A 25,084-nucleotide genomic window follows, 5' to 3' on the forward strand; every position below is an offset into this window, starting at 1 on the left:
CATCTTGCCAGTTCCTAAAAACCCTTCGCGCACCTAACAACCTTATCGTGAGATAAAATGCGCCCAAACATTCCCATCCGGCCCAGCAACTTGATTAACGTAACTGTAGGGATACATCAACTTTCTCCCCTCAGTATCGCTGTAGCCGGTGAGTGCATCTCCCCAAGGATCTTGCACGATATAACCATCAGAATTGTAACCAATTAAAGTGATAATGTGACCGGCAGCAGTAAAATCTCCCGCTAAAACTATCGGCCGCCGATTCAACAATTCCGATCGCACATCCGCCCATTTGCGAGTCGTACTAAAACTCGTCTTAAACCCGTAAGCTTGAATCAGCGCCGTCAGCACGTTGTGATCGGTTTGAGAACCAACGCCTGCATAGTCGAAACACCACTGCAATAACTCATCCTCCAACTGTCCGCCCCACTTAGAACGAACGCCATAATAATACAGCACCATCGCGATCGCAGTTACGTTGCAAGTAGACCAGTCAAAACGCGGATTGTCCCGCTGCGAAAAATACGGCACGTTCAATTCCACATTATTCGGAACCGGATCGAAAATTTTATCTCCCCGCTTGAACTGAACAAAACTCGGAAAAACATAACCTGTATTGCCAAAATTTTGCAGTTCTTCAGTCAGGGAAATTTTTAGGTGATTTTGTTCCAAACCGTAGCTTTCCACGCCGTAAACTCGACCTAAAGGCAGTGTAGTTCTCTCGGTAGCGGTCAGCTTAGCAGCATCTACCGGGCGTTTTTTAAACACAGTTGGTTGCAGCATTGTCATCGTCAAAGCATCGGGGTCAAAGGGAACTTCTTTGCCATTTTTCTTGATTTTAACGTGCTGCCAATAGATAAATCCGATGTTGCCAAAACCGGGAATAGATTCGGCGAGAGTTACTCGGAAATGCCCCAAAATGCAGGCATAACCAGTAATGGCATAGGTACTGCCTAAAATGAGCTCAGCAACTTGATTGGCAGGGAGTTTCGATGAATCTTGTGGTTTACCTTTAATCAGAGTTGTTTGAGTTACCAATAGTTGAGCGTTCCCGTTGCTATTCGGTACGTCTGCCAGGTCAAATTTCAGGACTTTTGTACCTTTGGCAAGCTGAACGTCTGGTTCGTAAAAATAGCCAAAAGTGCCCACTGGAGAAATTTCCGAATCCAGAACCACCTTGAGATGCCCGTCAATAAATCCGTATTTGCTAATCGTCAAAGTCTTACCTGCTTTGACAAGAACTTTTTGCTGATTGTTGAGCCGGGAAGAATCAACCGGAGCTACCTTAAACAAAGTGTCAGAAACTATCTTTAAGCTCAAACCTTTTCCGACAGTCAGCGGATCGGAACTTACGGTAATATAAATTATTTGGCTGCCGGTAACGTTGCCTTTGCTGTCAGTTGCCCGCAATCTCAGCCAGCGAGCTCCCGGTACGCTAAATCCTTTAGGCAAATTCACTTGCCAAGTGCCTGCTTTTTGGTTTAGTGTTACGGTTAACGGCAGTTTATCCTCAGCTATTACCTCAATTTTTGCTGCTTCTTGTTTGTCAAAAGTACCTGAAAGTGCGATCGCCTGATTGACCAAAACTTCCGTCGGGCCTTGATAAGTTAAATTGGGCGCTGGATTGAAAGATTTGCCACCGCGACTGAATTGTACGAAATCGGGAAAAACAAAACCCGTATTCCCAAAGGGTGGTAAATTTTCAGTAAGTGAGACTTTAACGTGACCTTGTTCTATAGAGAATCCCGAAACTCCGTAAATCATTCCCGCCGGCAAAGTAACCTTTTCTGGAGGTTGCAGACTTGCCGCAGCCACAGGTCGCTTTTTAAACACAGTAGTTTTGACAACAGTCATGGTAACTGCATTTTTGTCAAACGAAATTCCCCTGCCGTCTTGCAATATTTGGACGTGTTGCGAGTACAGAAATCCCGAATTTCCGAAGTTGGGAATCGGGCGATCTAATGTGACTCTAAAATGATTTTCTACGCAAGCGTATCCGAGAATATTGAAAGTTTCTCCCTGGTTAAACCGTACTTTCTGAGTTGGGGCTAAAGTAGCAGAATCTGCGGGGTTACGCTTTAACCAGGTTTTTTTGTTCACCCACAGCAACTGCATTCCAGGTGCTGGGGCCGGTAGTTGAGTGCGATCGAAGATCAGGATTTTGGCACCTTTCGTGACGACTACGTGCTTTTCGTAGAAAAAACCAGATTTTCCCACCGGAGAAATTGGATTATTTAGTTGAACTTCTAGGTGTCCGTCTTCTAACTCGTAGTCGGTAATTTGATAAGTTGTTCCGGCTGGTATGTCCGCTTTTTGCGTATCGTTAAGATTGCTAGTCGGCACTGTTCCGGCTTTGAATCTGGTAAATTGGAGAGTAATTAACGTAAAAGATTCATCGGGTGTATTAGAAGCAGGATTAACTTTGATGTTAATTGTTTGTTCGCCGATAACTTTGCCTGTTTTATCAGTAGCCTTCATCTGCACCGTGCGAGTTCCGGCGCGATCGAATCCTTTATCTAAACTGATGTTCCAAATACCTGTCGATAAATTTATCCCTGTTTTCAGGGCATTTGAGCCTTCTGCTGCCGAAATCGCCGCCACTTGATTTTTGTCAAAACTGCCAACTAAGACAGCGCCTCGATTGGCCTCAACTTCTTGTGGGCCTAAGTAATTCAAAATAATTTTACTGCTTGTCATTATCTATTCGCCTACCTACTTAATTATTCAGCTACAGCAAGGATAACTTCTCATTTTATCAAACACAATGACTTGATCCCGGACAAAACCGCTCCGAGACTGAATTTAGGGGCGATTAAGGCATTTTAAAGCATGAATTTTTAATTGTTGGCGGGATTATTCCAGAAATCTAATTGTAGGGCGCGCATTGCGCATCTTACCCGAATATACCGCTGATCGAGCAGATTTGTGGCGCAAGTCTTGAGGAAAAAAATTTGGTTTGAGCAGGGTATTACCCCCTGTACCTTTGACCCATCACTAGGTTGGGACTTAGGAAAAAAAACCGGTTTCTACGAGAATATTGCGTGTAGCAATGAGGTATCTTGGCAGAAACCGGGTTTTTAGCCGTTTGGTGCGTTTAGGGGTGTTAGTGCGATCGGCTAAACTTCGGCTAAACTATGGTGACAAGAATATCTTGAGCGTGAGAGTCAACTTTCAGATTATCTCCTTCATAAACCTGAATAATTTTGCCAGTACCATCGATCGCAAAAGTAACGCGCTTAGAGTAATCACCTTTCTCAACATCGTAAGCTTTGGTAATTGCGCCATCAACATCTGCTAATAGCTGGAAAGGCAAACCGTACTTCTCCGTGAACTTTTGGTGCGATTCTTCATTATCGCGGCTGACACCGAGAACTACGATATCTTTGCCCTTGTAATCTTCATAGGCTGCTTTGAAGCTTTGGGCTTCTCTGGTGCAGCCGGGGGTGTCATCTTTGGGGTAGAAATACAAGATTACGGTTTTACCGGTGAAGTCGGAGAGGGAGACTGTTTTGCCGTTTGTGTCTTTGGCGGTGAATTGAGGAGCCGCGCACCCTACTGGTAATGTCATAGTTTTGTTTCTCTTGCGATGGATAAAGATATTTTAGTTGATTTTGGGCTGTTGTTGTCAATTTCTTAAATACGAGATTCGGGATTGAGTGCAGAAAATGAAAAATCTGCCTTGGGGAATAGTTTTTATTGGTGATTCTATGCCTTAATTTTGGGAAGATTGTGTGTTAAATTATGGGGTGTAATCCGAGTTTTTTGGCGCAATTAAAACTTAATAAATAAAGTAAAATATGAGAGCTTTTTACACTGTTGTTATCCGCAAAAGTGCCGATGATTGGGTGACGCTGTGTTTGGAGAATGAATTAGTGGGACAAGGAAATACTCCCGAACAATCCATCGATAAGCTCAAACAGGCGATCGAGTCATTTTCCGAAGTTTATGAAGCTGAATTAGATATTCATCTAAGCCCACTTGCTCTTAATGAATTGCAGGAATTTCTGACTTTAGAAGATGCGGAAGCTTCAAACACTTATGAACTAAGAAAAGTTTATGCCTAAAATTATTCCTGTGCAACTTACTATAAATACTTGTTGGCAATGCAGAAAAAGGCTAGCGTAAAATGCCTTTTACAAGCAAAATCGTCTCATTTGTCCTAAAATAGAATAGACATCCTACATTAATTCTCTACCATGTCGATCGCAGTAATTCAAGAACACATCGAAATCACCCCTGGAGTCTGTGGGGGAAAACCCCGTATCGCCGGACATCGCATCCGAGTTCAGGATATTGTTGTTTGGCACGAACAAATGGGAATGTCACCAGACGAAATTTTGTATCACTATCCCAGCATTACTTTATCTGATATCTATGCAGCTTTAGCTTATTATCACGATCGTCGAGATGAAATCCGCTCTGCAATCGAAGCAGATGCAGAATTTGCCCGCCAATTAAAAGCTCAAACCCCATCGCTATTGCAACAAAAATTAAAAAATCGTCAGCATGGCTAAGATAAAATTTCATCTCGACGAAAATATAACTCTTGCCATAGCGAATGGATTGCGAAGACGTGGAATTGATATCACCACGACACCAGAAGAAGGAATGATCGGGCAATCCGACGAACAACAATTAGCATTTTCCCTGTCTCAAGAGCGAGTAATTTTCACCCAAGATACGGATTTTTTAAGACTGCATTATGCAGGTTTGTCTCACGCGGGTATTGTTTACTGTCCGCAAACCAGTAAATCGATTGGGGAAATTTTGCAAGGGTTAGTATTAATTTGGGAGATACTGAATGCTGAAGAAATGAACAATTATTTGGAGTATTTGTAAAAACAGGCGATCGGCACTTGCAGCATGAGTATTAATCTGACCGTAGTTGCGAATCTGTTGAACTGCTGTGAAAATATTGGTAGGTTTTTTTCCAGTTCAATTTGACTATAAATCTGTAAGAATAAAAAATATACTACCTATTCAGAGCCAAATCAATGACTTTTATCCCATCCGAAGCGTTTAAATCTATTAGTTATCCCGATCGCACCGTAAAAAGAGCCGATCGCGCGATCCGGTGTGCCCCATTTCAATTACACTTCTTCCAGACCATCCGCGATAACAGTGTTTTCCTCAGTGCGATCGCCTCCAATGGAGGTGTCGAAAGTGGCTACACCCGATCGCCCGTATCAGAACTCGTAGCCGAAAACTCCCTGCTGTGGCTGATCCAAGTCGGCGTTTTGCGGCGCGAAGTAGACGGACAAGGGATTACCGACAGTTTTCGCCTCACGCCGCTTGGCCGCCAACTTGTGGAAAAATGGGAACAGCAAGGAAATAGCTTACCAACTGCATCATTGTGCGATCGCATGGGAAATACCATTAGCCGGGGGTTCGGACTATTTTCATAACGAAATACAGTTCAGATCAGAGCGTTAAGGCGGTAAGGTGCGCACTGCGCACCTACATAATTAGATTTTAATAAGGGTTGAAGTCCTCACTACTAACGTCAATTTCTCTCCCCGAATTTTCACGCAATTAGCGCTGATTCAAAAAGCGCGTCGCCATCGACATGGCGTCAGTAATATCTACGTCGCCGTCTCCATCTCCATCTAAAAACGCATTCAAAACGGGATTTCCGCCCTGGGCTGGATTTTGGGCGTTGCCGCCGGTTTGCAGCAAATTGAGCACGATCGGCACTAAAACAGGTATCATCGCTTGCACTGTAGCGTTATTCAAACCGGTTCTTTGGGCGATATCAGCCACTATTTGCGTCAGTTGGCCACCTCCGAACAAACTCTGTACCGCTTGTGGATTGGGATTTGTGCCGCTAAATTGGTTGACAACTTCTTGGGCTTGTGCGTCTCCAGATTGCGATCGCACGTCTTGTAAGGCCGATCGCACGTATCCACCCAAAACCGACATCGCTAGCTGAGTCGTACCCGCATCAACGCCCTGGCTACCGCTCAGTTGCTCTACCGCACCCAGAATGTTGCCCAACTGATTGGGACTTGCTTGTTGGTTCGGATTGTCGATCGCGCTTAAGATTTGGTCAAATAGTCCCATAATTTTCGATCCTTGCTGTAATTGCTCCAGTCTAGATTAACCGATTACCCATTACCAATTACCAATTCTCAAGCTCAAATTTCAAATCCCCATAATATATTCTAATGTTTGATCGGCAGGGCGATCGCAAATTCCGTCCCCATTCCCATCTCTGACCAACAGTTAATCGTCCCGCCGTGTTTTTTGACGATAATTTCGCGGCCGATTGCCAATCCCAAACCAGTACCTACACCTCTCGGTTTAGTCGTAAAGAATGTTTCAAACATTTTTTCTTGACTGGCCACAGGTATTCCCGTACCGTTATCGGAAATTCGCACTACCACTGAGTCATCGTCCAAGTATTCTGTAGTAATCACAATCTTCCGCGAAAAACTCGGCACTTCCTGTTTGCTCGACTCCAAATCGGATTGTTTTTTGTCCTCCTCAGAGCGGATTTTTTCAATTTTCGCTTGTTCTTCCACAGCATCTATTGCATTGTTCAAAACGTTCACAAATACCTGGTAAAGCAAACCCATATAGCCTTCAACAGTCGGAATATCCCCGTAATTACGCACCACTTCAATGCCCTGTTTGATTCGGCTGTTGAGAATCAGCAAACTGCTGTCTATGCAGGCGTGCAAATCGACCGGATGAGGCGCTGCGTCGTCGAGTCTAGAAAAATCTTTCAAACTTAAGATAATAGCTTTGGCTCTTTCAGCGCCAACTTGCATTGAGTCGAATATTTTCATCAAATCTTCTTTGAGAAAATCGATGTCTATTTCTTCGGCTTTTTCGTTGACGGCGGGAGGCGGATTTGGGATTTCTGTTTCGTAAGTTTTGAGCAAATCTAAAATATCTTCCACGTAATTTTTCGCGGGGTCGATGTTGGCATAGATAAAATTGATTGGGTTGTTAACTTCGTGAGCCACACCGGCTAACATCCGCCCCAAACTTGCCATTTTTTCATTTTGAAATATTTGGCTTTCTTGTTCAGATTTTAATTGTTTTAGCAAGTGATTTACTTTCAGAATCAGTTGATTTAGCGAAGTTGCTAATACTCCCACTTCATCGGTGCTGGTCACTGGTGCTTGCAACTGAAAATTAGACTCTTGGGTCACTCGCTGAGCGATTTTAGTTACAGCGGTGAGGGGTTTGGCGATCGCCCGACTGGTGAAGCTCGCCAGTAGTGCTGCAACGACGATCGACAGTGCCATGCTACCAAAAATGATTTGCACCCGCAGCGTCTGCGCTCGCAGCAGGGCCTCCCGCGCTGCATCCTCTTGCTCTTGGGCGCGATCGATAATTGCTCCTAAATCATTAGTCGTCTTCTCTAATTTTAATCCAATTTTATCTCGCTCGAAATTCAACAACAACTTGCTTTTAACACTTTTTTGAGCTAGCGAATGTGGCAGTTTACTGATTTGAGCGTTAACTGTTTCTAGCTGCTGAATGTAATTTAACAGAAGCCGATCGTAACTTTTTATAAAAGCCTGTAAACCTGCTGCCTGTTCCATCTTTTTCTGATTTTTAACTTCAGATAGCGACAACTTCAAACTGTAGATATTCTTTTGTAGCTGTTGGTATTTGCTGTCAAAAATTTCGGGCTGTTCTATCCCGTAAATCAATCGCTGTTGGCTGTTTTGCGTCCGCAGTAAAGCCACCTGCAACTTATTTAAAAGCTGACTTTCTCGATCGATGTGTACTTGATTGTTAGTTCTGCGATAGTAATGATTCCCCGCCAGCATTCCGACAGTCGTTCCCCCAATCGCCACACAAAGAGCCAGTGCGTAGCCACGGCAGATTTTGTCGCTAATACTGAGGTTTCCGAAGGATCGGGCTATTTGAGCAAAATAATTAAGCTTTGGTGGGTGGCTCTGTTTGATTTTATACTCGAAAGAGGTAGGGAGTTCTTGTGAAGCCTGGTTATGATGTTTGAGCTGCATAGATGCGAACCTGTGAATAATTCACGCACTGAAAATTAAGCTTAACTTAACTCACGGCTGATTATAAAGTACCGCATCGATAATTAATGTGATAATTTTTGTTAATGAGGACGCTCTTACCCTGGCTGAGAAACCGGGATAATTTCAGTTTTGCATTTATAGTGCGAGCTGTCGCGAGCTCGCGAGTACAATACGCGAGCGGGGACGATCGCACTATAATAAAAAAAATGCTTTTTGCAAAACCCAGATGCTCCCGATAAACCAGGTTTCGGGTTTCCGCTGTCGGAGCTTTTAAGACGCACTTATACTGTTTTAGATTTTAGAAGAATTGGGAATGACCAGCGCTAAAAACGGAGACAAGCCCCAGACATGAATCGTGGAGTTCCCAAAGTTAAAGCTCCCAGACTCATCTGTGGATTAAATCTAAAATCTACAATTTAAAATCGATTGACTGATTCGGTAAGGGTTTGGATCGCGGACTCGATCAGTTGCATTCTTTGAATGAAACTGGTATTGCGTTAAGAAACCGTGTTTCTACGTAACTCAATGCGATATTTATTTTTTTTATAAAGAAGTGTGGCTTGAGGGGCGATCGCATAAATCACCGATTAAATACGTAGGTGTCAAGAAATCGGCTTTCGGCGATCGGGCGGGTGTACGCACCAATAAACAGCCTGCACCCGCTACAATTGCAGCTTTGGGCGCGCACTTGTCCGCCTGCACTCGCTACCACTCAAACCCGCTTGCATTCTGCTGACAGCACAAGCAGAATCGGGATTGGCAGACTAAGCAGTGCGATCGGGCACTTCGCCATTTTATATTTTAGATTTGCAATAACTAATTACTATCGCGGTAATGTAAAAATCAAAGCATAGCCCTTTTATTTGCCGCTGCCCTCATGCCTTTGCCGCGCCTGTTAACCTTAATTGCCGCTTTCTGCCTCACCCTGGGGCTGATTATTGGGCTGGTGAGTTCCTTAACAGGGCTTTACAGTCAAGTTGCGTGGTCTGCTTCTCCGCTGCTGGCTAATTTGCTAATTTTCCTGATCATTGTACTTTTGGCAACGCTAATTTTTGCGCTATTTTACTATTTTCGGCTGCTACAACGACCGGGAAAAGTTAAGGGAAAACGGGCGATCAATCCCAAGATTCCTGTTGTCAAAAGTGAAGCTGCTTCGGAAAATCTCAAAGCAATCAGACAGCAAGTCGATCGCATTCAAGATGAAGTAGCGCGCCAAGCTTTGCTGTTGAGATCCCGCGAAATTGAAGCTAACATGGCTCGCGGCAATGTTCGGATAGTGGTTTTCGGCACCGGTTCTGCGGGCAAAACTTCCGCTGTAAATTCCCTCGTGGGGCGGATGGCGGGACAGGTGGGCGCGCCGATGGGAACTACCGAAGTTGGAGAAACTTACACTCTGAAATTGAAAGGAGTCGATCGAGAATTAGCAATTACAGATACCCCAGGCATCTTGGAAGCGGGAGTAGCGGGGACTTACAGAGAGGAATTGGCGCGGCAGTTGGCGGCCCGGGCTGATTTGATCTTATTTGTGTTGGACGGCGATTTGCGTAAATCTGAGTATGAACCGCTGCGGACTTTGGCGGAAATTGGCAAAAGGTCGATCGTAGTTTTTAATAAAGTTGACCTTTATCCCGACAGTGACAGAGACGAAATTCTCGATCGACTGCGGCAGCGAGTCAAAGGTTTTGTATCAGCAATGGATGTAGTTGCAATTAGCGCCAACCCGCAAAAATTTGTACTAGAAAGCGGCACAATATTTCAACCAGACCCGGATATGATGCCCTTAATTCGGCGCATCGCAGCAATTTTGCGAGCCGAAGGCGAAGACTTAATTGCGGACAATATTTTGCTACAATCTCAGCATTTGGGAGACCAAGCCCGCAAATTAATTGACGCTCAAAGGAGGCGCGCCGCTGATAAAGTAGTAGAGCGATTTCAGTGGATCGGAGCCGGAGTAATTGCCGTAACGCCTTTACCAGTTGTAGATTTATTGGCGACAGCAGCAGTTAACGCTCAAATGGTAGTAGAAATTGCCAAGATTTACGGTTGCGAATTAAATATCGATCGCGCCAAAGAATTAGCATTATCTCTCGCCAAAACCCTAGCCAGCTTGGGAATAGTAGAAGGCGTAATTCAAGTAGTGTCAAGGGCGTTGCAATTAAGTGTAGCCGGATTTGTACTTGGCAAAGCAATTCAAGCAGTCAGCGCCGCTTATTTAACCAGAATTGCCGGGAAAAGTTTTATTGAATATTTCCGTCATGACCAAGATTGGGGCGACGGTGGCATTGCCGAAGTCGTGCAAAGGCAGTTTCAGTTAAATCGGAAAGACGAGTTTGTCAAAGCTTTTGTCAAAGATGCGATCGCCCGCGTTGTCGAACCTCTAAACATCTATCAGCAAGAAGCATCGGAACTAGAATTAGAAATGCCAACAGAATTGGAACCAGAACCCTTGTATCAGCGGCAATCCGACGATTGGGAAAATTACAGTAATAAGCGCAACGATGAATGGTAGTTAGTCATGAGTCATTAGTCATGAGTCATTAGTCATGAGTCATTAGTCATGAGTCATTAGTCATTCTGCTAAGACCAGTCCTCCTAGCGGTTAAGATTGTCCGAAGAGAGGCACGAAGCAAACGAGCGTGTCTATTTTTCATAGGGTTTGATCGACTGGACTCTCTTCTTCCAAGCGTATTGGGTTAAAACCCAATACGGTTCACTTAACACTATTTATTGCCCGGAGATCCCCCTAAATCCCCCTTAAGAAGGGGGACTTTGAAGAAATTCTTGTTCCCCCCTTTTTAAGGGGGGTTAGGGGGGATCTGTCTTAAGTGAACCGTATTGGGTTAAAACCGACTAGCATAATAATATGCAGTCAGACAGGGGCTAAAACCCCTGTCTGACTGCTGCTGTGAGATCGATAAACAGCGTTATTTGAAATTAGTCGATCGCATCTGCCGCTCTTTCTGCTGCTCGTTGAGTTTTGTCAATATCTCGATTCACTTTCGCGCGCACCTTGTCCGAGGCATCTTCAGCGTTGTATTTTACATTTCGCGCTGCATCTTTGACATTTTCTTTGCCTTGGTTGACATTATATCTCAGCGACTCAGTACCTTCACTAGCTCTTTCTTTTGCTCCTTCAGTGGCTTCTTTAACAATCTCTTTTGCTCCCTTCAAGCCTTCGCGAGTATTTTCCTTGAGATTAGCAAAGCCTTCTTTTGTTTTGTCACCAAACTCATCAGCTTTCCGCTGAGCGGTGCGAGCATTGTCATTCATCTTGTCGCCAATTTGGTCAAGTTTGTTCGGCGCGTCATCTGCTACCCGCCGCACGTTTTCGCGCACATTGCTGCTAGATTTGGTGTCGATGCGGCGCTGGGCTTCCTCTTTGAGAAGCTTAGCTTTTGCTTCTGCTGCTGTAACGTTTGGGTTTCTGGGATCTGTATCGCTGTATTGATTCTGGCCGCCTTTGTATACGGAAGTTACAGCCTCTGAAGGCACTTCTTCTCTAATTTGGTCGGACGTTTTTGCTGTTGGCTCGGGCGTTTTTCCTGCTATCACATCAGCGCGAGTACAGGCAGTGCTCACTAATACTAAAATCCCGGCGAGAAACACTGTTAAAATTTGTACAGCTCGAATTTTTTTCAGAAACGCAGTTAGTCGGTTCATAAAAATGCTCCTTTCTATTGTGAGATGCTCAAATGCTTGCTGGTTCTGTAGATGGCTAGCATTACAGAATTAGGCGTTTAAACACTTTTTTTAGTATACGAATAGAAACAGGAGTTTTTTATCTATCTCAAGTTAGATTCCTCAAGTTATAGCAGTGTTTAATCGGATGAAATACAGCGCAGGACACGCGAGCATCTCTGTTTTGCATTTATAGTGCTGTCCCCGCTCGCGAGTTGTACAATACGCGAGCGGGGACAGCACTATGATAAAAAAAATGCTTTTTGCATTTGCAAAACTGAGATGCTCCCCAGGACAGCAGGACACGGCACTGCCCTGTCCTGCGCCCGATATCTGTACTTCACTCATGCGACAATCCTCAATCTTATACCAATTATTAAAAGTCGCAGTTTCCGGTAACGAAACGGCAATGCCGTTTCCCTACTTGGCTGAGCGTTTGCTACTGGGCGCGTGCACTGCGTTAAAATATTTTGCGTTTTGGGAGCTAAAAAAAACCCTCCGGTCAGGAACCAGAAGGAAGGCGGTATATGATCTCAAGTACAACAAGGTCTTTAATGCCAATTTTCGCCGTAAGTGGCGATCGCCCACATCTGTCTAATGGCTGAAAATATCTGCACAGTTAGTAATCATTTTGAATCGCTGTTTTGAGACTCTTGCAGAATTCGCCGATCGCCTCTAAACCCTCTTCGGGAGTGCCTTGGGCCAAGCGTTTAACAAAAGCACTGCCAACAATCACAGCGTCTGCACCCCATTCTTTGACTTGGCGAGCGTGTTCCGGTGTCGAGATACCAAAGCCAACGCCGATGGGTTTGTCGGTGATGCTGCGGATTTCTTGCAGCAACTCTTTTGCTCGCGTATCTAAGCCTTCGCGCACTCCTGTAACCCCCGTCACGCTGACTAAGTAAATAAATCCTTGAGACTGGCGGGCGATCGCTTCTATGCGACTTTTGGGACTTGTGGGAGCAACTAATAATGTTAGTTCAATCCCTAATTTTTGGGCAGGTTGGATGAGGCTGTCGGCTTCTTCCAAGGGTAAATCTGGTACAACCAATCCCTGAACTCCAGCACTTTTGATTTGCTGCAAGAAGGTTTCGATACCTCGGTACAAAATCGGGTTGTAGTATGTAAAGAGAATTATGGGCGATCGCAAATTCGGACTAACTTTAGCTACCATTTCCAGCACCGGATCTAACCGCGTTCCCCGCTGCAAAGCCCTAGTAGCGGCGGCTTGAATCACCGGCCCGTCAGCCAGCGGGTCAGAATAGGGAACACCAAGCTCGATCGCATCTGCACCGTTATCATCCAAAACTTGTAGTGCTTTAGCCGTTGTCTCCAAGTCTGGATCGCCAGCAGTAATAAAAGGAATTAATGCACATTGGTTGCTTTTACGCAACGTTTCAAAACAATTAGAAATACTCATTAGTTATGATAGAAGGAAGAAGGAAGAGGGAAGAAGGAAGAGGGAAGAGGGAAGAAGGAAGAAGATCGTGCTTATTTTCTGGGACGTGATATCTGCAATCAATCATCAGTCCCCAGTCATTTGAGAGAGAGTTTGTTACTAACGACTAATCGCTAATAACTCATCAATAACTAATGACTAATGACTGAGGACTAATGACTAATGACTAATTATCTTTTTCCTGTTCAATTTCGGCTTGAAGTTTGGCTAACTCTTCAGGAGTGAGTGCATCTAGCTGCTTCTGCAAGACAGCATCTTTGTACTCTTTAAGTTGCTCGCTATAAGTCATCTTTTGAGTAAGTGCACGAAATAAATAAGTCACCAGCCAGCCAATCAAGCCGGCGACTAAAAATAACTGACTCCAAATGCCTGCATTCATGCTGTCGAGTCCGGCGAATTGTAGTACCAAGTAGGCCAACCCACCTGCTACAAAAAAGCCGAGACTGATTCCAATTACATCAATACGTCGCATTTAGGCTTCTATCTGCCGCCGTTTGGGGCGAAAATTCAAAAAGGGAGCTAGGAGAAACATACCTGGGAAAAAGAAGAACATCAAGAAGTACATAAAGCCACGCTCAAAAGAGGTGGCCACGTACCAGCGGCTGTTCAGGTAGGCGTAGGTGGCTGCGGGTACTACCAGGAGGTAGGCTCCGGCCAAGACGGCATAAAGCAGTAAAGTAATATACATAGATTTGATTTAGGGGGAAAATCACACGGGTAAGTGCGTTGACACGCTCCGCTAGCTGGTTAACTATTGTACCGCTTGGGGAGATCCAGCGCGACTTTTGAGAATTTTTCGATTAGGGGTTGCGTAAATTGGGGTTTGGTTGTAGAATAAAAGGCTGTTGTTGTCACTGGCTCAAACCCACAGCAGCAGCTTGACGAAAGGGGGGTGTGGCGGAATGGTAGACGCTACGGACTTAAAATCCGTTGACCCGAAACGGTCGTGTGGGTTCAAGTCCCTCCACCCCCATACAATTCTATGTTTTGTGAGTTAACAAGCTGTTGCGGCATTTAACTTTGTTTTTCTGGGCGGGCTCTTCCGCCCACCCCACAAGAGTTTTAAGAAAGAAGATTTTTCAAATTAGATGCGCGCCAGCTTTTAGTAATTCTTGCAAGATTTGTGGGATGGGCTTTGAGCCATTAGTGTCAACTTAACATCAAACGTAGTTACAGACTGCTGTTTACCGCTGAGGCCCGATCCCCCCTAGCCACCATGATAGTCGGGGGGGACAAGAATCTTCTCAAAGTCCCCCTTCTTAAGGGGGATTTAGGGGGATCTGGTCTCGGATAAAAGCGAGATTTATCAACGGTTTTAGGCGATTGTTGACACCAATGGCTTTGAGCAGCGTCCCGAATCGCCTGCTATACTACGCAGCAACTGGCAAATTAATTACAAATTCCGTGCCCTGTCCTATTTGAGAATTCACCTCGATTTTGCCTTGATGCTTGGCAACGATTTGATAGGAAATAGCTAATCCCAATCCAGTGCCTTTGCCGATCGACTTTGTAGTAAAAAATGGGTCAAATATCTGCTGGGCACTGGCTGCTGCAATTCCCGGCCCATTATCCCGAATCTTGACAGTGACAGCGTTGTCTGCCATAACTTCCGTGCTAATCCAAATCGTTGGTGAAAACCCTTTGTCTGTCTTTTTCACCTCCTCCAGCGCATCTATTGCATTACTAATAATATTCATAAATACTTGATTCAGTTGCGATCCAAAGCACTCAACCGGAGGCAAATTGCCGTATTTTTTAATAACTTCAATACCTTGTTTGAGTCGATGATTGAGAATTACCAGGGTGCTGTCTATTCCTTCGTGAATGTCGGCAGGTTTCATTTTGCCGTCATCTAAGCGCGAAAAGTTACGCATGGATACGACAATTTCATGAATGCGATCGGCTCCCATTTTCATCGAAGAAAGTGTTTTTGGCAAATCTTCTCTGAGAAATTCCAATTCAATATCTTCGATGCGCTCTTGAATTGCATCTGGTGGGTTGGGATAGTATTCTTGATAGAGAGTTACCAAACCTGCCAAATCTTCGATGTATTGGTTGGCATAGTCAATGTTGCCCCCGATGAAGTTGACGGGATTGTTGATTTCGTGGGCTATACCTGCTACCATGTGACCGAGAGACGACATTTTTTCGGTCTGAATTAATTGGGATTGAGTTTGTTTGAGTTCTTCTGTATACTCGCTAACTCGCTGAATTAATTGATTGAAAGAAGCTGCTAAAACTCCGATTTCGTCTTCGGTTGTGACTGGTACTTGCAGGTTAAAATTCGATTCGCGGGCGACTTGCTGAGCGACGTTAGTGACGGTTTCGAGGGGTTGGGCGATCGCACGGCTGGTTTTGTCCGCCAGTAACACGGCGATCAGTGCTGAAATTAGCATCCCCCCCCAAATAATTCGGTTTCCCAAACCTTCTGCTTCTTCTAATGCTTCCGCTCCTTGCAGTTTTTGAATTTCTACTGTAGAAATTAGCTCGGTTAAACTGTGAGCAAGGTTATCTAGTACCATCGCCTCTTGACCGCTGCTCGTCCTCAACATTTGTAGCTGTGCGGACTCGATGCTGTTGGGTGGCAAGTTCCAAACATCCGCTTCTTTTAACTGCAATTTAATTAGCTGATCGTAGTAATCAATGACGATGGCATATCTCTGCAATATAGCGTGCAATGCTGCCTCTTCTGTTGCTAGTTTATCGGGATTTTCTCGTGCGAAAGATTCAATTTCTGAAATCAGGATTTTCGCCTGATTGATTTGCCCGACAAAGCGATCGTGTTCGTATTGCAGCCACACCGTGTCTCCCAAAACGGCCGGCAATTTCGCCGCGTGCGATCGGGCTTCAAATACGGTATTTTGCAAATTTTGCAGCAGTTGCTGCTGTTGCCCAGCAACATTTACCTGAATTAAAGCTTGCTTGCGAAAGTAGTCTCCGGCTTTCAGTCCCGCACCCGTACCCAAAATCGCTATGCCGATCGCTAAAGCATAGCCGTAGCTAATTTTTTGGCCGATCCGCAAATGATTGAATCGTTCCCTCACCCAATTGAGATTAATAGATGAATGCTGGAACAAGTTTTTTTTAACATAGCAATTTGACTCTAGTTTACTATCTTGGCGCTGATTTTGAGTAAATAATAACATTTAAAGTTCCTCCCAAAACAATCAGGAGTTGTTGACATCCTGCACAATTTTTTGTAAGTTTGAGGAACAGCCAAAACCTGAATTTATCGGTCAATCGTTTAACTTAGGTTAAAACCTATAATATTTCGGCTCTTACTCCTGAAAAAATGCGATCGGGAGATCCGACAGTTTTTTTGGCTTTTAACTTTTGGCGTTATTTTGGGGTGGACAGTCGGTTGCGTACAAAATATTGAAACTATTTTTTGTCTTAAGTCCACCAGATAAATGCTGTTTTCGCTGCTAGCAGACGCAATTTAGCCGATCCCTTCTGAATTATCTCTGTTATTATGCGAGAATGTTTGTGATCTGTATCAACAATCTATGTGATTTTACGCTGATTTACAAAACTTATGATAACTGCGAGCAATATTTTCAATCAGTTGGGGACAGAAGGCCCAACTACGGGTTCTCCCCGTTTTTCTTTTTCTGCCAGTTCTAGGTTCAATTCCAGCAGTTTTGCTAAGATATCGTCGCTGTCAGTAAATCCGTAAGCTGCATTACATTGGCGATCGAGCGCTTCGTGGAGTTGATAAAGTTGGCTGGTTGGTTCTGCAAAAAACTTGTTGTAAAGTTGAGTAATTCCCCACTGTTTTGTTGACATCTGTTGAGTGCGATATTGGTGCAGTTCGACAGCAGTTGCGCGAATTTGCTCTACTAATTTGCGGTTGGCTGTCTGGGGAAATGGGAAAGTTTCAAAGCAGGTATTGTGGGTGTAAGCGATATCTGCTTTGAGAGTTGATTTTTGAGCGTGCATCCAAGTCCGGTGTACTTGAGATGTCAGGATGCCAAACACATAAAAATCATCAGAGGCAACAACTTTAGTTTTATTTCCTGGGAGCCATTCACAAGGGCAAGACACGAAAATAGCCCACTTAGATACCTCTGGAACTGCAAAGTAGTGAGATAATAGTGCGATCGCCTTTCTCATTCCTAAGCGTTTGCCTTCATATTTCCACCAGTTTATTTTTAGTGCTTCATTGCGATTATTCTGACGTTCGATGGGAATAGTTGATTTCAATCGATTAAAAGGTAGTTCGTAGTTGCTAGCTTGTTCTATCGTCATGTCATTAAAATCAATAATCCATCTATCAGGTACGCTGTTTGCATTTTTAGCTAGATTCGCACCCATTGAAAAAAGTTTAATAACTTCCTGATTGTTTAAATCAGCTTTAATCCAGTCTTTAGCCTCTTCTTCAGTAAGAATGAATCCTTTACCATTAGGAATTACACCTTGAAAGCATTTATTTAAATTCGCTAACAACCTAGCCGCTTGAGAAACATCAATCGTAGCTTGCAGCGAAGAATTAATATTTAAAACTGGGCGACCATCTAAATTGTAACCTTTCGGTTCTTGCTTACTCCAATTAACAATACTCACATGAACTTTAGCTTCACCAGACCAAGGTTGAGTAGAAATAGCATCATAAATATAACCGCCATTTTGAGCAATATAATCTAAACCAGCAGCGCGGCTTTTCCCTTGACTAATTGAATTAGTAGCCACCAAACCAGCCCGACCATTAGTGCCTAAATTCTTATGAGCAATCCGAAACCAATAAGAGCAAAAATCTACAGAATCTTTGACATCTGAAAACCGTTCAAATACGCGGTCAATATATTTATCATTCAGTGTCATTCTCATATGCTTTCCTCCTAAAAAGGGCGGATTTCCGATAATCGCGTCCGCCTTCACCCACTCAGTAAACAAAGCATCAGCACAGACAATATTTTGATCCAAAGTATCCAAAGGCAGAGAAGGTTCTTGCAATCCCAAATTATCAATCGCCACCTTGCGGCCAATCATCAGCGTCACCCGCGCCAACTCCACCGCAAAGGAGTTAAGATCCATACCATAAAATTGCTGCGGCGTAACTACTGAAAGGTGAACTTTTGAACCTTCACAGTCATTTAACTTATCTAACAATAACTTTTCAATCTGCTTGAGTTCCTGATAAGCCACATAGAGAAAATTTCCCGAACCGCAGGCAGGATCTAGTACCCGATAGCTACCTATTTCCTGGTGCAGATTTTGCAGTTGCTTAACTGTAGTTGCAGCTTGAATCCGTTCCTCCCAGTAATAAGTAATCGTTGGCAAAACAATCCGCCGAATGTCTCCCTCTGAAGTGAAGTGAATGCCATGTGCGTGCCGCTGTTTTTTATCATTCTTCAACGCCCCCTCAAAGATATTACCAAAAATAGAAGGGCGTACTTTACTCCAATTTTGCTCGGCACAAACTTCTAATATTTTTAACTCACCTTGTTGCAATTCTATGGGGTGAATTTCCGAAAATAAGCCGCCGTTAAAATATTCCACACCTTCATAACGTCCCCCAGGCGTGACTCCATCCTGGTTCATTGCTTGAAATAAGCCGCCTAAAACATCGTAGGTACTTGCCCCTTCTAAGCAATCTTTAACGCAGCGAGTAAAAAGTCCTAGCGGCAAAAGTCCCCTATCTTCCGCAAACATTGCTAACACGCACTGCAACACAAATCGCTGGGCTTGAAGCTCATTAAATTTAGGAGATTTGCGCTCAATTAGCATTTCCAGCAACATCCCCATTCTGCTAGCAGCTTTTTCTGTAATCTCGACTTGATTATTTTTAAATATCGGGCGGCGGGCGACAGATTCCATAAAAGCAAAAGCGGGCGAACGCGCTGGCAATTGCTTTAATGCTATAATGTCTAAAGGTTCATCAGGCTGAAGGTCAAAATCGTAAATGTGAAATTCATCAAAATTGCACATTATCACGTAGCGAGGGCGATCGTCTTTTTTTAGGCGCAGATAATACCGCTCAGTTTGGGCGCGATACTCCCTTTTAGTTAAGTCTTCTCCCCGCTTTTTCATTTCAATCAAAACGTGCTTTTTCCACACCAAATCAGCAAATCCCATGTGACCTTTCTTGCTGGCTTTTTCGATGCGTTGTTCATAGGTTGCGCCAGCTTCCAATGTCCCTTCGTGACCGAATGCCTGAAAAAAGCGGTCTAAAAATACCTGTGCTTGTCCTTTTTCATCGCCTGTAATGTTTTGTTGGCAATAGGCGACAAATTTGTGGAGGCTTTCGGGGGTGGCTGGCATGGGAGGATAGTTTTAAAGGCCTGATTAATTAGTATATAACAGTTTTCAATCCGATGAAATAAAGTAGGGACTATTCCGGGGTATGCCAGGGATATCTAGTTGATTTAAAAAGTTGATTGACGGTGCAGCAGTCGTGGTATATTTTTGAGAGTGACTGTTTTTAGCAAAAATTTGTGACTGAACCTTCTACTAAACAAGCTGCAAATAAGATAAATGGATGGCACGGCAAGCTCAATTTGGTCTACGCCAACCGTGACGGCGCAACTCAAATCATCCACAACCAAATGCAAGCACCCCTCAAGGTGCAGCGTCCGTTTTATCCTGAAGGAAAAGAGGTTTGTCACAGCGTAGTTTTACACACGGCTGGGGGAGTTGTCGGGGGCGATCGCCTTTCCAGCAATTTTCACCTCCAACCAAACGCCAAAGCCTTAATCACCACCGCAGCCGCTGCAAAAATTTATCGCAGCAGCGGAGAGTCAGCGCAACAAAATATTGATATTCAAGTAGATTCCGCTGCGAATTTGGAATTGCTACCGCAGGAAACCATCGTTTTCGATGGCGCAATTTATCGACAAAATTTGCGGGTAGAATTAGCCCCGCAAGCCAGTATTTTACTGTGGGAAATTACCAGATTTGGACGCAGTGCTAGGGGCGAAAAATTCTTGTCGGGAGAATGGCGATCGCACACCGAAATCTGGCAGCAGAACAGCCCTCTGTGGATTGACAGACAATGGCTCCAAGGTGGATCAGAAATGCTAGAAAGTTCTCACGGTTTAGCAGGAAAACCCGTAGTCGCTACCCTCGCTTGGGTTGGTGAATCCGTCACCACAGAACTCGTGGGACAAGTGCGAGCTTTGCCATCTGAAGCAACAATTTATCCTGGTAATTGTACCATCGGCGTGACTCGCATTCCCAACGGTTTGCTGTGCCGATATCGCGGTACATCCACCGCCGCAGCTAGAGACTGGTTTGTGAGCATTTGGCACTTGCTGCGTTTATCTTTTTCCGAACGCCCTTGCTGTTTGCCGAGAGTTTGGGTAAAATAGAATCATATTTTATTTTCAATAGATTTACCGCGACTGATAGTTAAACTTGATCCAATAATGCGATCGCCCTTACCAGAATAAAAATGCAACTCACCCCCCAAGAAAAAGACAAGCTACTGATTTTCACGGCCGCCCTAGTAGCAGAGCGCCGGAAACAAAGAGGTTTAAAATTAAACTATCCAGAAGCACTAGCCTACATTTCAGCCGCGATTTTAGAAGGAGCAAGAGACGGCCTCACCGTCGCAGATTTAATGAGTTACGGGACAACTCTCCTGACGCGGGAAGATGTGATGGAAGGCATACCCGAAATGGTGAATGAAGTGCAAGTTGAGGCGACTTTTCCTGACGGAACTAAGTTGGTGACAGTGCACGATCCGATTCGTTAAATATTTAACCGCAAAAAATCACAGGAGACAGACATGATTCCGGGAGAAATGATTGTTGTAGAGGGCGAAATTGAATTAAATGCCGATCGCCCAACGGTGCGGCTGCTAGTAGGGAATACGGGCGATCGACCCATTCAAATCGGTTCCCACTATCACTTTTATGAGGCAAACGAAGCCTTAGAATTTAATCGAGAACAAGCCAAAGGAATGCGATTGGATATTCCGGCGGGAACAGCAGTTAGATTTGAACCGGGAGATGAAAGGGAAGTGCAATTAGTACCGTTTGTTGGTAGCCGTCAAGTTTACGGCTTTAACGGTAAGATTAATGGTGAGTTAGATGGATGAATGAGAGACAATTAGACTATTATAAGACTTACTTACGCGAAAAACCAGGTTTCTGAGAATAATCGTGCATTTATGCGAAAGATATTGACATAGAAACCGAGTTTTTTGCAGCCGTGCGTAAGTCCTGTATTATCAACAATATTACTAAAACGACAGGTAGCGAAATGACACCGCACTCTCGAATAACCTCAATCAAAATTCAAGGTTATAGACCATTCCGAGATTTTACTGCTCGATTGGAACCACTAGAAATTCTTGTCGGAGCTAATGGTTCTGGGAAATCAAGCCTGTTTGAGTTTCTAAAATTTTTGACCGACAGTATGGAAAGCGAGATTCCTAACGAAATTATTAAGGGTTCTATCGGTCAACAGATTTTCCATCTTCCCGGCTCAGAAAAGTTTGAATGGGAGCTTAAAATTGATACAGGTGAGTCTAATATTTCCTATCAAGGAGAACTCATGGGGCCGAGAAGCAATCCGCAAATTTCTTTCGAGCGAGTTGAGTCATCTCAACATTTGTTCATGGATCTTAAAGGTACTGAAGGTTTGTATCGCGAACCAGGATATGCAGAGACAAATCGCCTATTTCCCAAACGCAATCAACTCGCACTCAGGACAATAACAAATCCAGGTTTAGCAACTCTCTATAAACTACGAGAGTATATCGGGGGTTGGAAATTTTACAGTTCATTTAACATTGCTAATCACAAAATTCGCAAATCTGTTCTCATTGAACAAGAACCAGTGTTGGATGAAGATGCAGGGAATTTGAGTTCAGTATTACACTATTTAATGATTGAACATAGCGCCGTTTTTGATGACCTGCAACAACATTTACAATCAGTTATTCCAGGATTCAAAAAATTGACCGTAAAAGCTCGCGGCGGGCCTGGGGAAGTTATCGCATTTTGGCAGGAAAAAGGGATTGACCAGGATTTAAGTCTTGCGGATTTATCCGATGGTATTCTAAGATTAATTTGTTGGATTTGTCTTTGTTTGCACCCGAAACCACCCTCTCTAATTTGTATTGATGAACCGGATCAAGGTGTTCATCCTCGGACACTCCCTCTTTTAGCAGGATTGTTTGAAAAAGCTGCTGAACGCACTCAGGTTCTTTTGGCTACTCATTCTTCTTATTTTTTAACCCAATTTGATATTTCCCAAATTGCTGTGATGCGAAAGGAGAATGGAGAATCAAAGTTTATTAAACCTGGTAATTCCAAAGTTTTAACAGATATGCTTGATGACTTTGGGACAGAGGAAATTGAAAAACTCCACCGCAGTGATGAATTGGAGCTTCTACCATGAGGGTAATTATCTATGTAGAAGGGCCATCAGATAAAAATGCAATGGAAGCATTGTTAGTAAATTTGATTGACAAAAAATCTGAAGAAGGTGTCAGTATAGAGTTTTTTCCAATCAAAGGAAGTGACAATGATAGGGGAGGTGACGCTAAAAAAGAGTTGCTGCTGAATGCTCCAATAAAAGCTGTTAATATTCTTTGCAATAATCCGAATTCAATTGCAATTATTTTCCCAGACTTATATCCTAAGAATAAAGGGTTTCCCCATGAGACTTTTCAACAGCTAAAAGCGGGAATTATGGATAATTTTTCTCAAGTATTACAAAATAAAGGTATTCAGGATGAACGTCTCAAAGAACGCTTCAAAGTTTTTTGTTTTAAATATGAAATGGAAGCTTTGATTTTGGCGTCTGAATCTGCCTTACAAAGTAAACTAGGAGTTACCTCTCTAGCTGTCACCTGGACAATACCGGTAGAAGACCAAAATCACGATCGCCCCCCCTCGAAAATTGTAGAGCAACTTTTCAGAGATTCTGGCAAAGGATACAAAAAAACGGTGGATGCAAAATTGATACTCGGGAATACTTCGTATCAAGAAATTGCGGAAAAATGTCCTCAATGTTTCAAACCATTTGTTGAGTTTATAGAAGGTATACAGACGCAAAATTTTTAGCATAAATTAATGTATAGTCAAGCATTGGGGCAATGACAAAAATTCTAGAAAATCTGATGAGGAGTGCATTAAAATGAGTTACAGAATGGATCGCCGCGCTTACGCGGAAACTTTCGGGCCGACAACGGGCGATCGCGTGCGGTTAGCCGATACAGAATTATTCATAGAAGTTGAAAAAGACTTCACAACCTACGGGGATGAAGTCAAATTTGGTGGCGGCAAAGTCATTCGCGATGGCATGGGACAGTCGCCTATTTCTAATGCTGATGGTGCTGTTGACACGGTAATTACTAATGCTTTAATATTGGATTGGTGGGGAATTGTTAAGGCGGATATTGGACTTAAAAACGGAAAAATTTACAAAATTGGTAAAGCTGGAAATCCTTACATTCAAGATAGGGTAGATATTATTATCGGGCCGGGTACAGAAGTAATTGCTGGTGAAGGAATGATTCTCACGGCGGGGGGAGTTGATACTCACATTCATTTTATTTGCCCGCAACAAATCGAAGTGGCGATCGCCTCTGGAGTCACTACCATGATCGGCGGCGGTACTGGCCCAGCAACCGGTACAAACGCCACAACTTGCACTCCGGGGCCTTGGCATATGTACAGAATGCTGCAAGCAGCCGACGCTTTCCCCGTAAATATCGGTTTTTCAGGTAAAGGAAATAGCAGTCAACCCCAAGGATTAATTGAACAAATATTTGCCGGTGCAATGGGTTTGAAACTCCACGAAGATTGGGGAACTACGCCAGCAACGATCGACAATTGTTTGAATGTAGCTGACGAGTACGACGTTCAAGTTGCAATTCACACCGACACTCTGAATGAAGCGGGATTTGTGGAAGCTACAATTGCGGCATTTAAAAATCGCGCTATTCACACTTACCACACTGAAGGTGCTGGCGGCGGACACGCACCGGATATTATTAAAGTCTGCGGCCAAGCTAATGTTTTGCCTTCGTCAACTAATCCGACTCGCCCTTACACTGTCAATACTTTAGAAGAACATTTAGATATGTTGATGGTTTGCCACCATTTGGATCGGGGGATTCCTGAAGATGTGGCTTTTGCTGAGTCAAGAATTAGAAGGGAAACTATTGCTGCTGAGGATATTTTGCACGATTTGGGTGCGTTTAGTATGATTTCTTCTGACTCGCAGGCGATGGGTAGGGTTGGAGAGGTGATTATTCGGACTTGGCAAACGGCACATAAAATGAAGGTACAAAGAGGTCATTTGGATGGGCAAGATACCCCTGCAACCAGTGGGGAAAATGATAATTTTCGGGCGAAGCGGTACATTGCAAAATATACGATTAATCCGGCGATTACTCATGGAATTAGTCAGTATGTGGGTTCGGTGGAAGAGGGTAAGTTGGCGGATTTGTGTTTGTGGCGGCCGGCGTTTTTTGGGGTGAAACCGGAGTTGGTGATTAAGGGTGGTGCGATCGCCTATGGGCAGATGGGAGATGCTAACGCCAGCATTCCGACGCCGCAGCCGGTGCATATGAGGCCGATGTTTGGCAGCTTTGGGGGGGCTATTGGGGCGACTTGTTTGACGTTTGTTTCGCAGGCTGCGCGCGATCGAGATATTGCCGCACAGCTAGGTTTACAAAAGCCAACTGTAGCAGTTTCGGGGACGCGGCAGATTAGTAAAAGAGATATGAAACTGAACGATTATTTGCCGCAGATGGAAGTCGATCCAGAAACCTATGAAGTGAGGGCGGATGGGGAATTATTAACTTGCGAACCGGCAACTATTTTGCCAATGGCGCAGCGATATTTTCTGTTTTGATATAAGTTCGTAGTGAGGACTTCATTCCTTTTCCAGCAGGTTTTGAGGCAAGCAGGACGTAAGGATTCAGGTAAAAAATAGTTGATTGAGAGCCGAAAAATATGGTAATGTAGTCAGATGAGCGAAAAGCCAG

23 protein-coding genes and 1 tRNA gene are annotated in these 25,084 nt (G+C 44.0%); 14 read left to right on the plus strand and 10 right to left on the minus strand.

Features of this window, described 5'->3' with window-relative positions; all coding sequences use genetic code 11:
* Positions 1-42: 42 nt before the first annotated feature.
* The gene (locus QUB52_RS16665; protein WP_332966815.1) at positions 43-2,697 is read right to left on the minus strand and encodes a C39 family peptidase; all 2,655 of its coding nucleotides are present in this window, start codon (positions 2,695-2,697) and stop codon (positions 43-45) included.
* Positions 2,698-3,127: 430 nt separating this feature from the next.
* Complete coding sequence (locus QUB52_RS16670; protein WP_265233460.1) at positions 3,128-3,568, minus strand: peroxiredoxin; 441 nt, start codon at positions 3,566-3,568, stop codon at positions 3,128-3,130.
* Between the two features lie 229 nt (positions 3,569-3,797).
* Here QUB52_RS16670 and QUB52_RS16675 point away from each other — a divergent pair, with 229 nt between their 5' ends.
* From QUB52_RS16675 to QUB52_RS16690, 4 genes are all read left to right on the plus strand, one after another.
* Positions 3,798-4,064: a hypothetical protein gene (locus tag QUB52_RS16675; protein WP_332972990.1), complete on the plus strand. Its 267-nt coding sequence runs from the start codon at positions 3,798-3,800 to the stop codon at positions 4,062-4,064.
* 132 nt (positions 4,065-4,196) lie between these two features.
* Entirely contained in the window at positions 4,197-4,514 is a 318-nt protein-coding gene (locus QUB52_RS16680; protein WP_265233458.1) for a DUF433 domain-containing protein, read from the plus strand.
* Positions 4,507-4,839: a DUF5615 family PIN-like protein gene (locus QUB52_RS16685; protein ID WP_332966814.1), complete on the plus strand. Its 333-nt coding sequence runs from the start codon at positions 4,507-4,509 to the stop codon at positions 4,837-4,839. The genes QUB52_RS16680 and QUB52_RS16685 overlap by 8 nt, the downstream gene beginning before the upstream one ends.
* Before the next feature lie 155 nt (positions 4,840-4,994).
* Positions 4,995-5,405 carry an Npun_F0494 family protein gene (locus QUB52_RS16690; RefSeq protein WP_332972989.1) on the plus strand — a complete coding sequence of 137 codons (411 nt, stop codon included), beginning with the start codon at positions 4,995-4,997 and terminating at the stop codon, positions 5,403-5,405.
* Positions 5,406-5,532: 127 nt separating this feature from the next.
* Here the strand turns inward: QUB52_RS16690 and QUB52_RS16695 are convergent, their stop codons facing one another.
* Together QUB52_RS16695 and QUB52_RS16700 are read right to left on the minus strand one after the other, a co-directional pair.
* Entirely contained in the window at positions 5,533-6,060 is a 528-nt protein-coding gene (locus QUB52_RS16695; RefSeq protein WP_332972988.1) for a hypothetical protein, read from the minus strand.
* A gap of 101 nt (positions 6,061-6,161) precedes the next feature.
* The gene (locus QUB52_RS16700) at positions 6,162-7,982 is read right to left on the minus strand and encodes a sensor histidine kinase (RefSeq protein WP_332972987.1); all 1,821 of its coding nucleotides are present in this window, start codon (positions 7,980-7,982) and stop codon (positions 6,162-6,164) included.
* Positions 7,983-8,602: 620 nt separating this feature from the next.
* Here QUB52_RS16700 and QUB52_RS16705 point away from each other — a divergent pair.
* The gene (locus QUB52_RS16705) at positions 8,603-8,857 is read left to right on the plus strand and encodes a hypothetical protein (protein WP_265233452.1); all 255 of its coding nucleotides are present in this window, start codon (positions 8,603-8,605) and stop codon (positions 8,855-8,857) included.
* 23 nt (positions 8,858-8,880) lie between these two features.
* Positions 8,881-10,512: a YcjF family protein gene (locus QUB52_RS16710; protein WP_332972986.1), complete on the plus strand. Its 1,632-nt coding sequence runs from the start codon at positions 8,881-8,883 to the stop codon at positions 10,510-10,512.
* A 425-nt stretch (positions 10,513-10,937) separates the two neighbouring features.
* Here the strand turns inward: QUB52_RS16710 and QUB52_RS16715 are convergent, their stop codons facing one another.
* Positions 10,938-11,663 carry a DUF6658 family protein gene (locus QUB52_RS16715; RefSeq protein WP_265233450.1) on the minus strand — a complete coding sequence of 242 codons (726 nt, stop codon included), beginning with the start codon at positions 11,661-11,663 and terminating at the stop codon, positions 10,938-10,940.
* A 637-nt stretch (positions 11,664-12,300) separates the two neighbouring features.
* On the minus strand, positions 12,301-13,101 hold the full coding sequence (gene trpA / locus QUB52_RS16720; RefSeq protein WP_332972985.1) for a tryptophan synthase subunit alpha: 801 nt from the start codon (positions 13,099-13,101) through the stop codon (positions 12,301-12,303).
* Here trpA and QUB52_RS16725 point away from each other — a divergent pair.
* Positions 13,061-13,225: a hypothetical protein gene (locus tag QUB52_RS16725; RefSeq protein ID WP_265233587.1), complete on the plus strand. Its 165-nt coding sequence runs from the start codon at positions 13,061-13,063 to the stop codon at positions 13,223-13,225. The two genes, trpA and QUB52_RS16725, sit on opposite strands and share 41 nt — an antisense overlap.
* 81 nt (positions 13,226-13,306) lie before the next feature.
* Here the strand turns inward: QUB52_RS16725 and QUB52_RS16730 are convergent, their stop codons facing one another.
* Both QUB52_RS16730 and ndhL read right to left on the minus strand, forming a co-directional pair.
* Positions 13,307-13,612: a DUF3007 family protein gene (locus QUB52_RS16730; protein ID WP_265233448.1), complete on the minus strand. Its 306-nt coding sequence runs from the start codon at positions 13,610-13,612 to the stop codon at positions 13,307-13,309.
* Complete coding sequence (gene ndhL, locus QUB52_RS16735; RefSeq protein ID WP_193972727.1) at positions 13,613-13,828, minus strand: NAD(P)H-quinone oxidoreductase subunit L; 216 nt, start codon at positions 13,826-13,828, stop codon at positions 13,613-13,615.
* A gap of 200 nt (positions 13,829-14,028) precedes the next feature.
* On the opposite strand from ndhL, the gene QUB52_RS16740 reads away from it, so the two are divergent.
* Positions 14,029-14,113, plus strand: a tRNA-Leu gene (locus QUB52_RS16740).
* Positions 14,114-14,510: 397 nt separating this feature from the next.
* On the opposite strand, the gene QUB52_RS16745 is transcribed toward QUB52_RS16740, so the two are convergent.
* Together QUB52_RS16745 and QUB52_RS16750 are read right to left on the minus strand one after the other, a co-directional pair.
* On the minus strand, positions 14,511-16,286 hold the full coding sequence (locus QUB52_RS16745) for a sensor histidine kinase (RefSeq protein ID WP_265233447.1): 1,776 nt from the start codon (positions 16,284-16,286) through the stop codon (positions 14,511-14,513).
* A 415-nt stretch (positions 16,287-16,701) separates the two neighbouring features.
* Positions 16,702-19,401 (minus strand): DNA methyltransferase, encoded by a 2,700-nt coding sequence (locus QUB52_RS16750; protein ID WP_332972984.1) that lies wholly within the window; start codon positions 19,399-19,401, stop codon positions 16,702-16,704.
* 173 nt (positions 19,402-19,574) lie between these two features.
* Between QUB52_RS16750 and QUB52_RS16755 the strand changes: the two genes are divergently transcribed.
* The 6 genes from QUB52_RS16755 (at position 19,575) to ureC (ending at position 24,951) form a co-directional block, all read left to right on the plus strand.
* Positions 19,575-20,447: an urease accessory protein UreD gene (locus QUB52_RS16755; protein WP_332972983.1), complete on the plus strand. Its 873-nt coding sequence runs from the start codon at positions 19,575-19,577 to the stop codon at positions 20,445-20,447.
* 83 nt (positions 20,448-20,530) lie between these two features.
* Positions 20,531-20,833, plus strand: coding sequence for an urease subunit gamma (gene ureA / locus QUB52_RS16760; RefSeq protein ID WP_332972982.1), 303 nt, complete (start codon positions 20,531-20,533; stop codon positions 20,831-20,833).
* A gap of 33 nt (positions 20,834-20,866) precedes the next feature.
* Positions 20,867-21,178, plus strand: a complete 312-nt coding sequence (locus QUB52_RS16765) for an urease subunit beta (RefSeq protein ID WP_332972981.1) — start codon at positions 20,867-20,869, stop codon at positions 21,176-21,178.
* Positions 21,179-21,342: 164 nt separating this feature from the next.
* Complete coding sequence (locus QUB52_RS16770) at positions 21,343-22,485, plus strand: AAA family ATPase (protein ID WP_332972980.1); 1,143 nt, start codon at positions 21,343-21,345, stop codon at positions 22,483-22,485.
* Positions 22,482-23,153 carry a DUF4276 family protein gene (locus tag QUB52_RS16775; protein ID WP_332972979.1) on the plus strand — a complete coding sequence of 224 codons (672 nt, stop codon included), beginning with the start codon at positions 22,482-22,484 and terminating at the stop codon, positions 23,151-23,153. Before QUB52_RS16770 ends, QUB52_RS16775 begins: the two co-directional genes overlap by 4 nt.
* Positions 23,154-23,226: 73 nt before the next feature.
* A complete protein-coding gene (ureC, locus tag QUB52_RS16780) occupies positions 23,227-24,951 on the plus strand; it encodes an urease subunit alpha (protein WP_332972978.1) in 1,725 nt (574 codons plus the stop codon).
* Positions 24,952-25,084 lie beyond the last annotated feature (133 nt).

Origin of the sequence: Microcoleus sp. A6-C6 (assembly GCF_036705955.1) — a bacterium.
Lineage (GTDB): Bacteria > Cyanobacteriota > Cyanobacteriia > Cyanobacteriales > Microcoleaceae > Microcoleus.